Origin of the sequence: Mycobacterium sp. 1423905.2 (assembly GCF_001673155.1) — a bacterium.
Taxonomy (GTDB): domain Bacteria; phylum Actinomycetota; class Actinomycetes; order Mycobacteriales; family Mycobacteriaceae; genus Mycobacterium.
Window position 1 is genome coordinate 39,753 of sequence record NZ_LZLE01000202.1, and the last position, 15,115, is coordinate 54,867.

Below are 15,115 nucleotides of genomic sequence, written 5' to 3' on the forward strand. Positions count from 1 at the left end.
TCTGAGACGCACCGGCCAGGACGGCCGCCTTCTGTCTCAGGTACCAAGGTGGAACCAAGTAACGCGATGAGTTGAGGCCCCCGGCAGACAGAGACCGACGCAGAAATAATCGCGGAGGGCCGCTACTACTTCTACAAAGGGACGGATCGCCGCCGCGTCGATCCCGTTGCCGTGCCGGCAAACCCTTGCAGCGTCCGAGTAGACCCGAAAAGATGACCGCCACGGGATAGCCGCTGGCATCCCATTTGGCGTCCGCGGACTTCGCCAAGGACGGAATCTGCGACCTTGGACGGCTCGTCGTGTTCCCAGAATCTGAGAACCAGCCACCCTTGCTCTATCAGGTTGTGAGTGGTCTCGAGATCTCGGGCGCTGTTGGCTGCGATCTTGGATGTCCACCATTCGCCGTTGGCGCGAGGACTCGTACCGTGGTCGGGACAACCATGCCAAAAGCAGCCATCGATGAAAACAGCTATCTTTGATCGGGTGAAAGCGATGTCAATCGTCCGTCTTCGATTACCCGGCACCGGGTAATTGACTCGGTAGCGGGCTCCACGAGCAAACAACGCGCGCCGTACCAGAACCTCCGGAAGAGTGTCGCGCCGCCGCTGAACCTTCATCTGCGCAGTAACACGAGTCGAAGATGCTGGCGGCCGGTATGACCCCATAACGCTCGCCATGCTTCGAATTATCGCAGGAGAGTATGGACATGCCGAGCGATCGCGGTAGCGAGTAGCGGAGGGACTGCATTGCCGATCTGCCGAGCGATCTCGATCTTTGTGCCTTCGAACTCGAACGAGTCTGGGAATGACTGCAGGCGGCTGGCCTCGCGATGCGTGATGGGGCGGTCGTGGACCGGGTGCAGATAACGACCTTTCTCGGGTTTGTAGAACTCAGTCCGGATGGTTAACGACGGACGATCCCACCACAGGCGCCCCATGACATCCGCGGTCCCGGTCGGCTTTTCCGCCCAGCAGCGCGGGAGCAGATCAGGTCTGTTACGAGCAAGATCAAATCGGTTGCCGCCCTCCGGAATTGCCCTGTAGCGTTCCAGGCTCATCGGTCTTGGGTTCCTACCGAAATGAAGGTCCTGCTTGCCGTCCGGGCCAGGTGAGACATCGCGGCCACTCGGATAGGCTGCCAAATCGGAGATGGCATCACGCACCGTGACGTAAGTCAGTCCCTTTGGTGAGTCCGGCCCGTGCGTCGGTGTGGGTGGCCAAGGAACTTTGTCGTGGCCCTTTACCGCGATCAGGATTCCTCGGCGTCGGGTCTGAGGTACTCCGTAGTCTGCCGCATTCAACACACCGAATGCGTAGGCGTATTGTGCCAGCTTCGGGTCCTCATCAAGCAAGGCGAGCAGGCGGAGGAACTGCGCACTGCGCTGGAACTCGGGAACATTTTCAATCACGAACGCGCGGGGCTGCACCTCCCGGACGGCCCGGAGATAATGCCGCCACAACTCATTAAGGGCCGCTCGAGAAACATTGTCGCGGTCTCGGCCGAGCGGCGAGAAGCCCTGGCAGGGAGGACCTCCAAGGATCAGGTCTGCGGGCTCGAATCTGTCAACGTCTTCAATGTCGCCATCATGAACGGAGCAATCGAAGTTCCGCTTGTAGGTACGCGCGGCGGCGGAATCATGCTCGACAGCAAAGACAGGAACGAATCCTAAGCCCGACATCTCGAAACCGAGGCTAAGTCCACCAGCACCGGCGAACAGGTCAAGCGTTCGGATTGTCGTCATCCCACCTCCGCCCGCGATCGCGCCTATCGTACGTCGGCCGTACGACACCGGGGGTCAGGACACGCACCTAGTCCGCAGCGGGCACCCCCAGGTCCAGTCGTTCGGAAAATCTGATCCGGATTGTGGAAAATCGTCGGCGGTGGTGGCGATAATCGAGCGCGTGCCGAGTGATTACGGCTGGGGGAAAGCCGACGCAGGCCTCCAGGGGTGGATATCCAGTCATCGAAAACGAGCGATGGACGCCTACAAGGCGAATCCCCTCCTCGTCGGCGAGCATGGCAGGCAGGAGGACAGCTTCCGCACCGGCGGGTACGCCCACCGGCAGGTTCTGGAGCTTGTGCAGAATGCGGCGGACGCGCTGCGTCGGTCGGATACCCGCGGTCGTGTGGAGTTAGTTCTACAGGGTGGGAGCCTCTACTGCGCCAACGAGGGTGCGCCCTTCACGCGCAACGGCCTCGAGGCGGTCTGCCACGCGTACCTGAGCGACAAGCGCGGCGATGATATGGGCCGGTTTGGTCTGGGGTTCAAGTCGGTTCTGGGCGTCACAGATGCTCCCCTGGTACTCAGCCGTTCGATCTCATTTTCATTCGACGCAGAGCAAAGTCGGCGAGCATTGACCTCGGTGGCTCCCAAGACCACCAAATACCCAGTTCTTCGTCTGCCAATCCTCGTCGATGCGCCGGCGGTGCTTGAAGGCGATCCAGTGCTCGAGCAACTCGGCCGGTGGGCGCAGACGATCGTCAAGCTGCCGCTCACCCGCGACATCGACAGGCTGGCCCAAGACCTAACCGACTTTCCGCACGAGTTTCTTTTGTTCGCTCCCTTCGTGAATACGTTGAACATCAATGTCGAGGGCGTTGGCGAGCGCGAGTTCAGATGCGACAGCTGCGGACAAAACCGTTACCAGCTTGTTGGGGCGGACGGAAAGTCGTCTGACTGGATGGTTTGGCATCAAACGCACCGACCATCAGACACAGCACTGGCCGAAGTAAGCGAGGCAATCCGGCGGCCCGAGGTTACAGTCACCTATGCGGCCCCACAGGACGAGACGCAGAAGTTGGGACGCTTCTGGGCCTATTTCCCCCTCATGGATTTCACCTCGGCACGCGGCATCCACAATGCACCGTGGCACATCAGTGACGACCGCACGAACCTGCTGCCCGGTCAATTCAACGATGAACTCCTTGAAGTCCTCGCCGCCCTGGTCGTAAGTGCACTGCCCCACCTTGTTACCGATGAAGATCCGGCCCGCCACCTGGACTACATGCCAGCACGCGATAAGGAGGCCGACAATTTCGGCGACCTGAAGCTAATCGAACGAGTCCCCGCACTTGCTGTTGCCACGGCGTGTGTTCCGGATGCGAACGGAATACTTCGCCAACCGACAAAGCTCGACTACGCCAACACCGACCTGAAGATCGAGGTGGCCTCGTTCATCCAGTGGCACAACGCCCCAGCTCGACCAGTGAGATCGCCCCATTGGACCTGCTACACGACTCACACGCGGCGCGCGCGGTTGCGTCGACTTGTACGGGGCGATTTAACACGGCCGTCCTCCGCGGAACTCAGCGCGTCGGAGTGGTTAGAGGAGCTGGTGCCCGACGGCACCGATGCACAGTGCGACTCCGCCTTGGGCGTGTACTTCTCTGTAACGGATGAATATGCCCGAAACGAGATGGCGCGTGCCGAGGTAATTCCGGATGTCGACGGAATGCTTGCGCGCCTCAACCAGACGTCTGACTTGTTTCTGCGTGGAAATCCGTTGAGTACCGCCGCGGGCATTCGCCTCGTGCGGCCTAGTTTTCTCGCCCGCCAGGATGTGGAAGCACGTCTACGGTCCATTGGCTTCGCCGACGTGGACCCCGCGAACGAACTTCGCAGACTGGCAACGACAGCGGCCAACCGATGGGCCCCAGAGCAGTGGGAGGAATTCTGGCAACTCGTACTTGAGGTGAGCGTGAACGACGCAGAACAAATCCTGCTGGACCACATCAAATCAAGTGCTGTCCTCAAAGTGCGTTGCCAAGACGGGTCGTGGCAGCACGTTGGCGGCGTCGTGGTGCCTGGTGTTGTTGCACCGTTGGCGTCCAACCTTGCGGTCGACGACCAATATCACGAGCTTCACCTGGGCCTACTGGCAGCGATCGGCGTCGGATCCAGACCCGTCATCACGCCGGCGGCAATGCAGGATCTGACTCTTCTCGAATACCGGCGTCTCATAAGAGAAGCAGTTCTTGCGACACTGCCACGTCGCGGTAGACCCAGTCCCGAAACACTTGATTTCGTTGAGAACGCTGGGCCGGCCCCACTCCACGTTCTACGCAGATTTGCGGACACAGGTGACGTAAGGGCTCGCACCGTTTGGACGCGTGAACTTCTGGAGATACGCGCCCATCCCACGTGGACGCTTTGGACTTATGCTTCGAGCAGAGTGGACCCAACGACGGTTACTGCACCGCATCTATGGGCGGCTCAGCACTATGGCCTCATTGACACAGCATGGGGGCCACGCGAACCCGACCAGGCGCTACACCCAGACCAGACCGACCTGGCACCGATGCTTCCTGTTGCAACCTGGGCAGTTGCCAGCAAGTTGGACACCATCGAAAGTAGCGACGATGTACCCCTCGACATGTGGCGGGAGTTTCTATCCCGCATGCCGACCGGCGGAAGCCCGGTGCAGCTTGGCGAGCTCATCGCCGACGCGTTCGTGCGACTGCCGTCCGATGAGACCCCCCAGCGCCTTCCTGCGGTCGAGGGATCAGCCTTCAACTCAGTACCGCCAACGTCACTGATCATTGCCCACGAGGACGATGAGATCCGGGCGTTGACACAGGAAGGCCTGGCCTTCGTAGCGGTCAAAGATGCGGATGCTGCCGAAGCTCTCATCGAAGCTTGGGGATGCAAGCGGGCTTCCGAAACGCTGAGGGTCGAGGTTGTGCCCGACACACCCAGCGAGCCGGTAATAGTCCTGGACCGCTTCCGACGGCTTCGTGACTATGCCAGCGGAAAACTCGATGGGTGGGACATGGTCAGCTGTTCGGCTCTGCAGCTCGTCGTGTCCCAGCCGACAGGCACTGAAAGCCGTTCGTACGAATTCGCCGCTCACGCGAAGACGATCTACTTCGAGAACGCTATGGACAATGAGGATCTCCTCGAACGGATCTCCGATGAGTTCGCGCTCGACCTCGATCTCGCCTCGATCGACCGAATCCTCAAAGACGCCCAGAGTGAGCAAGTGCAGGCTGCGATGGCAGCTTCGCGCGTGCAGCCGGACGCCCCGAGCCGGCTGCTCGCGCTCCTGCCAGCGGCGACACTCGAAGCAAAGCTTCCCATAGGCCTGCTGGAAATCGTTCGTTCAGTGTCAGGCGACGAAGGTGACCGACAGATCGCAGAACTACTGCTTCACGTCCACGGCTACAACGTGCTTGGTGAGCTGCGCCACGAGCTCAAGGCGGCCGGTTACCCGGTCCCCGACAAATGGGCTGGCGCAGGACCTGCAGTTGCCTTCGTGCGTGCGCTCGGGTTCCCGGCCGAGTACGGCGGAGAAGGAGGACAACAACTCGAATCGGATCTCACCATTTTGGGACCGCCCAACCTTGAGTCGCTTCATCCCTATCAGAAGGAGTTGGCAGCCCAGATCCGGGAGCTTCTCCGCCCCACGGACAGTCCGGGCCGAGCGCTGCTCTTTCTCCCGACAGGAGCTGGCAAGACACGAGTCACTGTCGAGGCAATCAGTCGTTCTTTCCTCGATCGCGAACTAATTGGACCGGTGCTCTGGATAGCTCAGACGGAGGAACTGTGCGAACAAGCGGTGCAGACGTGGTCCACGGTTTGGAGAGAATTCGGCGATCGACCCCTCAACCTATCCAGACTGTGGAGCACCAATGAGGTCGCCGCAAGCGATACAGACGCCCATGTGGTCGTGGCGACCGACGCGAAGCTCGATAAGGTTCGCGAGAAAGACGATTACGAGTGGCTGCGCAACGCCGCCGCAGTCGTTATTGACGAGGCCCACGGCGCAACCGCAGTGGGTATCACCGCGACGCTTCGTTGGCTCGGAATAGATCAACGACAAACGAAGAGGCCGTTATTGGGCCTCACAGCGACACCTTTCAAAGGATCGGCAGACGAGTCGCATCGCCTCGCGACCCGTTTCGGCAGCCGCCTACTCAATGTTCTGGGAGACGATCCGTACGGAACGCTTCAGCAGTTTGGCGTGCTGGCCAGAGTCGAGCACAGGGTGCTGCGCGGATCTTCGTATGCGCTCAACGTGGCAGAGCGTGAGAAGTTCGAGACATTTCGCGACGTCCCCCAGTCAGTGCTCGACCGCATCGGTCGCGACCGCGACCGTACGCTCACGCTGCTCCGCGACATTGCTGAACAGCCCGACGACTGGCCCATTCTTGTATTCACTTCGTCGGTCCTGGCCGCGCAGACGCTTTCCGCACTTCTTCGAGTGCGCGGCATCAAGTCGAGCAGCGTCAGTGGTTCGACGCCCCAGCGTGAGCGACGACGCACCATTGATGCATTTCGATCCAACGAGATTCGTGTCTTGACGAATTGCAATGTCTTGACCCAAGGCTTTGATGCACCCGCCGTCAGGGCTCTATACATTGCACGGCCAACCTTCAGTCCAAACGCCTACATACAGATGGTGGGTCGAGGCCTTCGCGGTCCGCTCAACGGAGGTAAGCCCGATTGCCAAGTAGTCAACATGGCTGACACCTTCGAGGCTTTCGGGGAGCAGTTGGCCTACACGCAGTTTGACTACATCTGGGAGCGCCAAGGAGCCGGGCGGTCGTGAAGATCGTCCCCCCCATAGATAGATTCGGAACGATCCAGTCCGCCGCCGAGGCGCGCGTCGCCAAGCTTCTTCATCAGGTCGACCTCGGGGAGCCGGCAACATGCTTTTACTCCGTGCACATGCCACGCCACGAGTACAAGCGGATGGCTGAGATCGATTTCCTGGTCGTGATGAAGGGCGTGATGCTGGTTATCGAAGTCAAGGGAGGTCGAATTTCCCGTCGTGACGGCCTTTGGGTTTTCACGGACCGATACGGCGATAGCCACGAGAAACGAGAAGGGCCGTTCGAACAAGCCAGGACTGCGATGTACGCCCTGAAGAATACGCTCCAACATCGGATCCGTGGGCTTGCAAGCGCTTTCGGCGCTGTGGTGATTACACCCGATCAAGTGCTCGACCCGGACATCGAATGGGACCCAGTCGAGTACATTGGCCCGACGGCCATGACAGTTGGCCACCTCCAAACATCGCTTCGCGCTGCTGCGCGCCACTGGCGAGCCCAAAACCGGCAACGTCCGGCTGAAAACGAGTATCAGCAGATCCTGAAGGTGGTCCGACCCGACTTTGATCGGATTCCACGGCTCTCGCTTCTGGCGCATACCTTCGAAGCCGATTATGTAGCTCTGGCCCGTGAGCAGTACGACATGCTGCGGGGCTGCGAAACGAATACTCGGATCTTCTGCACCGGTGGCGCTGGCTCGGGAAAGACTCTTCTCGCGGTGGAGACTGCGCGCCGAGCCTCCGCCGACGGTGCGAAGGTGCTGCTGACTTGCCGTTCTACCGGAGTAATTGATGTCATGCGGAAGTCACTGTCCGGGAGCGAGGTTACTTGTCTGCCGTGGTCGCAGATTTCGGGTTCTCCTCCCTTCGACGTGATCGTCGTCGACGAGGCTCAGGATATTATGTCGGTTGATGATTGTCTGAAGCTCGATCAACTCGTGGTCGGCGGTCTTGCTGACGGTCGTTGGCGAATATTCTGCGATCCGAACAACCAGGCCAACGTGGACGGGTCATTCGACCAATCCATTTTCGAAGAGCTAAAAAGCCAAGGTGTTCAATACACGCTGCCGTACAACTGCCGTAACACCTCCGCGGTTGTTCAGCAGACACAGCTTTTGACCGGGGCAGACCTCGGAGTCGCCAAGGCCGGCCACGGCCCGGCTGTGGAATACGTCAAGCCCGCTTCTGACGAGGACGCGGCAGCGCTCCTTGACGCACGGCTGAAGCAATTTCGGCAACAGGACGTCGACTTGTCTGACATCGTCGTTGTCACGCTGCGCGACGATGTCAAATCGAGCTCGGCGGTGAAGAGCAAAGCATTTGCGCGCCGGCAGCTGATAGTGGCAGACCCCACCCATGACACCACTAGCGCTGGGATAGCGAAACTGACTACGGCACAACAGATCAAGGGTTTGGAAGCGCCGCACGTCCTGGTTGTCGACGTGGATGACGTCGCCAATGCGACCGGAATGGCGCGGTTCTATGTCGCCATGACAAGACCTCGAATCTCGTTGTGGCTTGCGGTTAACCCCCGCGCATGGCATCAGTTGATTGGCGATCAGAGGTGACTCAGGGATGATTCCAACGCGCACGTTCGCACAGCTCCGCGATGATGTCGCGACGTTTCTGCGCGGCCAATATCTGGGCCCGGCGGGGGGCGACGAGGAAATTGTCCGCGACCGCCCGGACCGGGTCTACCTGGTCGGCACCCTATATCCGCGGGGTGAGGCGGCCCAAAACCTGGATGGTGATGTCCTCGGCGACGACGGCTACGATGACGGACTCGACGAGCCGATCGAACTCGCCAACGCGTGGTACCCGGCATCAGCAGCTGTTTCATTCCTGCACGACGCACCCGAAATTTCATGCGACGTGTCCGCGGCGCGTTACCGACGGCTGCCCGACCGTTCCGGGTGGCAACGGCAGCCGATGACTGAAAGCGATTTGCAGATCGGGCCCGGCACCCAACCGGTCCCGGTCCTCGACCGTGCGGCGCGAATTGTGGCCGCCTGGAGACGGTTGGGCGATGCCTGGCTGGTGACGGTAGCTATCGAGAACACAGCAGTCCACCGCGATGCGCAATCGCCCCCACCGACGGAGCAGTGCCTGTTCCAGGTCCAAATGCGCTGCACAGTCGAAGGCGGTCAAATTCGTCCGTACCCGTCTGTTTCATTGCTCAGCGACGATCAGGAGGACCAGGAACTCAAGCTGCTGTACCGTAACCGGAACGTCTACGGCGTAGGTCACGGATGTTCGGTCACGTGGGACGATTCGGGAACCGCTAAATCCTGGGTCGCGACCGAAATGCTTCCGCGGGTGACGGTGCCCGGCGTATACCCAGGCGACCGAGACCGCAAAGTTCTGGGGCTTAAATTCCTGTCCAACGACACTATCCAGACCAACGACTTGGTCACCGAGCTGACCTCATTCGTCGATGGATACGCCGACTGGATCGATGCGCGCAAAAACGAGGCCGAATCGTTAGGGGCTAACTTCACACCCGCGGCAGGGCGGCTCACAGGGCGCATGGATGTCGCACTGAAACGGATGCGTGAGGGAATCTCCATCTTGGGGTCAGAACCTCAGGTCAGAACTGCGTTCCGACTGGCAAATCGGTCGATGCGCGAGCAAATTCTTCAGTCGAGCCACGTCAAGAGCGCGGCCGGGCGGCGGGGTAGGCCGCTTGAACCGCGGTCGTCGGACTTGCCGGAACCAGCGTGGTACCCGTTCCAGCTAGCCTTTCAACTCCTCACGATCGCCTCGACCGCAAGCGCGTCGCATCCCGACCGCTCCACTGTGGACCTGATCTGGTTTCCCACCGGAGGCGGAAAAACGGAGGCCTATTTAGCCGTTGCGGCGTTCGAGATGATCTATCGCCGCCTAACCCGAGGCTCCCGCGGCGGCGGCACTGCGGTTCTTACTCGCTACACCCTCCGCATGCTGACGGCACAGCAATTTCAACGTGCCGCAACTTTGATCTGTGCACTGCAGCAGCTCAGGGAACTCGATGACCGCTTGGCGGGAACGCCTGCATTCTCGATTGGCTTGTGGGTGGGCGCTGACACCACACCCAATGACTATCGGTCCGCGCGTTCCCTAACGCAGGAGCTTTTCAACGCATCGGAACCCGAGAGCCCATTCCAGATAACCAATTGTCCGTGGTGCGGTACTGAGTTGCTCCCGAAGAAGCGAACGACCGACAAGTCTGCGTATGGCGTCACATCCACCAATTACAGCTTCGACCTCAACTGTCCGCACCCAGAGTGCCCATTCCGCGAAGAACTTCCCATAAAAGTAATCGACGAGCAGATGTTTGCCGATCCTCCGACGTTGATTGTCGCGACGGTTGATAAGTTCGCCAGGCTGCCCTGGCAGGCTGAAGCGGGCGCTATCCTTGGCCAAGGAAATGTGCCTTACGACCCGCCTGGCCTTATCATCCAAGACGAGTTACACCTCCTGTCAGGACCGCTGGGCACGACGGTCGCGCTCTACGAGGCAGCGGTTTTGGGCCTAATCGGCTGGGAGGGCAGCCGCCCCAAGGTGGTTGCGTCTACCGCGACTATCCGGTCTGCACCCGAACAGGTGCAGCGGCTATACGGCTCACAGGTCGCGCTGTTCCCACCGAGCGGACTCGAAGCCGACAACAGTTACTTCGCTCAGGTAGACAAAAATTCCCCCGGCCGTATGTATTTGGGCCTCATGCCACAAGCGCACACCCAGTCATTCGCTACAGTTCTTGCCAGCGCGGCACTCCTGGAGGCACCCCTGGCAGTGGAGTCCGAGCTGTCACAGCTCGACGCGTACTGGACGGTCGTGGCGTACCACAATTCATTGCGTGAACTTGGGCGCACCGTGACCATCGCGCGCGACGATGTCGAAAGCATGCTGACCGCTCGCGCAGCGGTGAAGGGCGTCAATGCCAGGCGAATCCAGCGCGATGGCGTTATCGAACTAACCAGCAACGTCAGCCCCAACCTCGCGGTGAAGTACATGAATCGGCTGGCACGCCGCGTCGACGAGGGAGGCGCCGTAGACCTGGTCGCGACAACCAACCTTTTGTCGGTCGGAATCGATATCAGCCGGCTTGGCCTCATGCTCGTCAACGGCCAACCGAAAACCACCTCCGAGTACATCCAAGCGACCAGTCGCGTGGGTCGCTCAACTGTGCCAGGCCTGGTCGTCACGTTGCTGCGTCCCAGCAAGCCGCGCGACCGCTCTCACTACGAGTCATTCAGGGCCTACCACGAATCCATTTATAGGTACGTTGAACCGACGAGCGTTACGCCGTGGGCGGCCGCCTCGCGCGACCGATCGCTGCGTGCGGCGCTGGTAATGCTGGTCCGACACGGCGCTGGACTACGGGCCAATGAAGACGCCGGGAGATTCAGAGCCGACGACCGAAGCGTTCGCCGCGCCGTAGAGACCTTATTGAGCGCGGTCAACGAAGCCGAACCGGAAGCTCGAGCTCAGACCGAGGTTGAATTGCGCCGGCTCGTCGCTGAGTGGGAACGACGTGCCCTTGAAGCGGAAGCGACAGGGACACCGTTACGTTATCGGAGCAGCGATAGCGACTACCCTGCGTTATTGCGAGACTTCGGCGAGCGAAAGGACGGCTGGCCGGCAATGCATTCGATGCGCTCGGTTGATCGATCCGTCCGCGTTATTGCCATCGGGGAGTCGTTGTGAGAAAGACCCGGCTGAGCCAGACGGTCAGCCCGTTCGGAGTAGGCGCCATCCTCGATGTCGAGGGTGAGTCTTTGATGGCGGCTGACATCAGTCAATGGCAAGTTGCGCGAACCACCATAATTCGTTCGCCGCGCCTGGAACTCAGTCTTGGCGTGTCTGAGCTGCGGACACCGCCAAGCGTGCCGTCGTGGCCGTCGGCACGAACGCCCGGTCTCCCATACAAACGATTTCCATCCTGGCTTTTTTGCCAAAACTGCCGTCGCATGCACCGCATGACACTTCGTGAGGAAACCGGTGAGCCGCCCCGTTGCCAGTACTGCACCGGCCCAATGGTCCCGATGCGTTTCATCGCGGTTGGCACACAATTCGGCCACGCGATGGACGTTCCGTGGGTCTGGTGGGCACATTCGGAACCGGAGGGAGAAGATCAAGCGCGTTGCCGCGAGGAGGATCTACTGTTTCAGACTCGAGGCGGCGGCACAGAGGGTTTGGCCAGCCTCGTGGTTCGCTGCGCAACGTGCTCGGCCAACCGAGACCTGGGAGACCTCACCTCCCGGGAATCCCTGCAAAGGATCGGCTTTCGATGCAGCGGGACTCAACCCTGGCAGGCCTACAACGCCGCCGGGTGCGATGAGCGTGTCGAAGTGCTGCAACGTGGAGCAACGAATGTGACCATAAGCGAGACTACGACCGCTTTGGACGTCCCAGAACCGACTGTCCCGGTGCGGAACGTGGAGGCGGAGATTCGGCAACACCGCAATTTCGAAGACGTGCGGTCCGCGCCAAGCGGGCCCCGGGCCGAAGTCCTCATTGGGCTAATCGCCGAGGACCTGGCGGTGGCACCAGAATTGGTGCTCAGGGTTGCTACGTCGAGCGCGAGCCAGAACGACGAGGTAATGGCTGCGCGTGAGGGCCTGCTCGCCGATGAGTGGATGGCATTTCAGCAGGCGATTGACAACCCGGGGGAGCCGACGGGCACGCCAACGTTCAATGTGTCGGTTACGCCATTTCTGGCTGACAAAGCCAACGCGTCCATGCTGGCGCTGGCAGATCTCATCGGGGATGTGGTCTTGGCGCATCGCCTTCGAGAAGTGCGGGTACTGCACGGGTTTCGCCGCTACGACCTCGAGGCTAACCTCGTCGATGTTGACCTCGGGCCGCGAAGCCGTAGCAGGTGGCTCCCAGCTGTCGAATCCTTTGGCGAGGGAATCCTCTTGACACTAAGAGAATCTCGTCTTACCCAATGGGAGGCTCGTGAGCCCGTCATCGAGCGGGTGCGCGAGATCGAGCGACGGCGTCGGGATTCGCTGATCGGATCTCGGCTTCCCGAGGCAACTCCGCGCCTGGTGCTGTTGCACACCCTTGCGCACATTTTGATGAGGCAACTGGCGTTTTCGTGCGGGTATTCAGCCGCATCGCTGCGCGAAAGGGTCTATGCGTCAACCGGCCCTTCGCCGCAAAGCGGTCTGCTCATCTACACCGCTGCCGGCGATTCAGAGGGAACCCTGGGAGGCCTTGTCCGCCAAGGCGAGGCACCCCGACTTGCCCGGACAGTGTCGTCGGCATTGGAGAGTGCAGCGTGGTGCTCGTCGGATCCCTTATGTCGAGAGAGCCGCGGACAGGGCCTCGGCAGCATGAACCTGGCCGCATGCCATGGTTGCGCCTTGGTTTCGGAGACCTCATGCGAGCGAAGCAATTTGCTGCTAGACCGAGCGCTCCTCGTCGGTGATGGCGACGAAACACCCGGATACTTTGAGCCGGTTATCCAGCTGATGCAGGAGGACGCTGCTCGGAGGATCAACGTGTGAGCCGGTCAGGGCTCTAGTCGAATCGAGACGGCGACCTGAATCAGCATCCGCTAACTGGTAGCACATCGATTGCAGGATGTAGCAAGGCGCGTCAGATCGGATAGACGATCGACGGAGACGTCAACCAGCCGATCGGGGGGCACGTCGAGGTGCCGAACGACCAAGAAGAACGGACTTTCGGCGAGGTGCTTCGCCGTGTACCGATCTTTGTGGCAGGACCAGCACGTATATCGGTCGCGAGAAAACACCTGACGCCGTATGTCCTCCGGGAAGAGTCGTTGCGACGTGCCCAGATGGTCGCGTTCATACGGGGATGCCAATCGATACTGACCTGCAATCAAATCGGGTGCGTCAGCTGAAGATTCGATAGGGAGTAGTTCGCGCTCTCGTAGCTCCCGTGCAAGACGGACCCCGTCTTGCGCCCGAGCGACGCGATCGAGCTCATCAACGTTGACGACCTGTTGAGGTAGCTTCTCGAATAATAATCGAACGCGATCGATTGCCTCACCCGGTGCCTCCCGGAGCGCTGTCACAGTTCGCCACCGTTCGCGACTTTCGGCGTCGGGGTCGGGAGAGCAAAGCCGATATCGGCCAGCGTCCTCTTCGATCTCGTAGCCCTCCTCGACGCGTAGCTCCCGAACGCGCCGTGCCCACTCGCCAATGCCAGAAATCGCCGCAAGTTCCTCGCCGTAGACGAACTCACCGAGATGCTCCAGGAGGTATTCGAGGATGAGTCCACGGGCCCCCCTGCCGTGCGGGTGCCGTGGACGTCTGCCGCCGTAGGCGCGGATGACCGCGAGCCGGAGGCGGACGATGGCGTCGAGTACCTCCTCCTGGGACTGCTGTGCTGCCACTGCTGAGCTCAGATCGCTCAGCCGGTCGATTGCGTGTAAGTAGTCTTCGACCGGGTCCGACTCCACCATGTGCCCAGCCTACGGACCGAGCCAGCGATTGCGGCTAACGTTTAGAAGACGGGCTACGGGCTACCGGCTAAGGCGGTGCAGCATGACGACGCCCCTCAGGCTCGGCGCGCGCCTGTTGACGAAACCAGCGCGTCATCGCTTGCGCGATCTGACCCACTGAAGTCCGTCCCGCTTGGAGAAGTAGTTGCCGTTACCCAGCCGCGTAGGCACGATTTCCCGGCGCATCACGGCGTAGTGGATCATTCGCCGGGTCACCGGCAGGTCCTGCTCATGGTGAAGGTATTCAAATAGCTGCTGTTCAGTCATGTTGGGGCGGTCCAGCTTTCCCATGCCCATGCCGTTGGTGACGGCGTCGTTGATCAGGTCGCGGAGGATGTGCGCGAGCTGATTGGCCGTGTCAGTCATGGTGATCGCCATTTCGTTGCATTGTGTTGCGGTCCAACCATTCAGAGGAGCATCTAGCCGCAGTTGTCGCAGATGCCAGTCGCCGGGAGAACCGTGTTGCATCCCACACAAATCTTCGGCAGCTGATCCCGCTTGGCTTGCGCCCGCTTGTAGTCCCGAGTCGCCCTTACTCGGGGCGTCAGTGTCGGCTTTCCACCGTCGGGCGGGAGTTCCGCGCCGAAGAATTTGTAGCATTCAAGGCGGGCTAGTGCGGCGTGATCGTCCAGAGTGTCAAGATCGTCCGGTATCGGCTCGCCGGCGACTTCGAGAACTTCACGGTAGCCGGCGCCGACTGTCCCTTCCGCGTGCACGACTAGGGACGTGAGGGGTGGCAAACCTTCCTTCGCACACTGCGCCACGAGCGGACCAAGCAACCTCCCAAGCCAATAGAGCTGGGCGTCATACCGAATGCCTGTGGCTTCCTTGACTTTCTGAGCCAACTCTTTGTAAGTGATGACGGCGTTGTAGACCTTTGCCGTCCTGACTAGCTCGTCGAATGCGACAGGCAGAAACACATCAATCGCCGCGTCGAGCGACAGGTAGTTACCGTCTTTGTCATAAGGCACAAGTTTCCCCTCCCCTGCCCGGGCTCAACCATTGCACAGCAATTCAACAACTGATTCGCAGACTGCCGCCTGAGCCTTTATGCTGCTGCAGAGAGGGTGCCCAACCATGCAACCCGCTATGCAATGCCGACCTCGTCGCC

9 protein-coding genes are annotated in these 15,115 nt (G+C 60.5%); 4 read left to right on the top strand and 5 right to left on the bottom strand.

The annotated features are described in order from the left end of the window. Nucleotides 1-131 precede the first annotated feature (131 nt). Complete coding sequence (locus A9W95_RS26215; RefSeq protein ID WP_371328062.1) at nt 132-677, bottom strand: very short patch repair endonuclease; 546 nt, start codon at nt 675-677, stop codon at nt 132-134. Nucleotides 678-685: 8 nt separating this feature from the next. Continuing rightward, nucleotides 686-1,741: a DNA cytosine methyltransferase gene (locus tag A9W95_RS11890; protein WP_067412482.1), complete on the bottom strand. Its 1,056-nt coding sequence runs from the start codon at nt 1,739-1,741 to the stop codon at nt 686-688. A gap of 235 nt (nt 1,742-1,976) precedes the next feature. On the opposite strand from A9W95_RS11890, the gene A9W95_RS11895 reads away from it, so the two are divergent. The 4 genes from A9W95_RS11895 to drmB are packed head-to-tail and all read left to right on the top strand — an operon-like array spanning nt 1,977 to nt 13,042. After that, nucleotides 1,977-6,548 carry a DEAD/DEAH box helicase gene (locus tag A9W95_RS11895; protein WP_067412485.1) on the top strand — a complete coding sequence of 1,524 codons (4,572 nt, stop codon included), beginning with the start codon at nt 1,977-1,979 and terminating at the stop codon, nt 6,546-6,548. After that, the gene (locus A9W95_RS11900; protein WP_067412488.1) at nt 6,545-8,116 is read left to right on the top strand and encodes a nuclease-related domain-containing protein; all 1,572 of its coding nucleotides are present in this window, start codon (nt 6,545-6,547) and stop codon (nt 8,114-8,116) included. The genes A9W95_RS11895 and A9W95_RS11900 overlap by 4 nt, the downstream gene beginning before the upstream one ends. 7 nt (nt 8,117-8,123) lie before the next feature. Then, a complete protein-coding gene (locus tag A9W95_RS11905) occupies nt 8,124-11,234 on the top strand; it encodes a helicase-related protein (RefSeq protein ID WP_067412491.1) in 3,111 nt (1,036 codons plus the stop codon). After that, the gene (gene drmB / locus A9W95_RS27495; RefSeq protein ID WP_067412492.1) at nt 11,231-13,042 is read left to right on the top strand and encodes a DUF1998 domain-containing protein; all 1,812 of its coding nucleotides are present in this window, start codon (nt 11,231-11,233) and stop codon (nt 13,040-13,042) included. The genes A9W95_RS11905 and drmB overlap by 4 nt, the downstream gene beginning before the upstream one ends. A gap of 50 nt (nt 13,043-13,092) precedes the next feature. Here the strand turns inward: drmB and A9W95_RS11915 are convergent, their stop codons facing one another. From A9W95_RS11915 to A9W95_RS11925, 3 genes are all read right to left on the bottom strand, one after another. Continuing rightward, a complete protein-coding gene (locus A9W95_RS11915; protein WP_067412495.1) occupies nt 13,093-13,965 on the bottom strand; it encodes a hypothetical protein in 873 nt (290 codons plus the stop codon). A 132-nt stretch (nt 13,966-14,097) separates the two neighbouring features. Further along, nucleotides 14,098-14,382, bottom strand: coding sequence for a hypothetical protein (locus tag A9W95_RS11920; protein ID WP_253851634.1), 285 nt, complete (start codon nt 14,380-14,382; stop codon nt 14,098-14,100). A gap of 41 nt (nt 14,383-14,423) precedes the next feature. Next, nucleotides 14,424-14,975, bottom strand: a complete 552-nt coding sequence (locus A9W95_RS11925; RefSeq protein WP_216638159.1) for a hypothetical protein — start codon at nt 14,973-14,975, stop codon at nt 14,424-14,426. Nucleotides 14,976-15,115 lie beyond the last annotated feature (140 nt).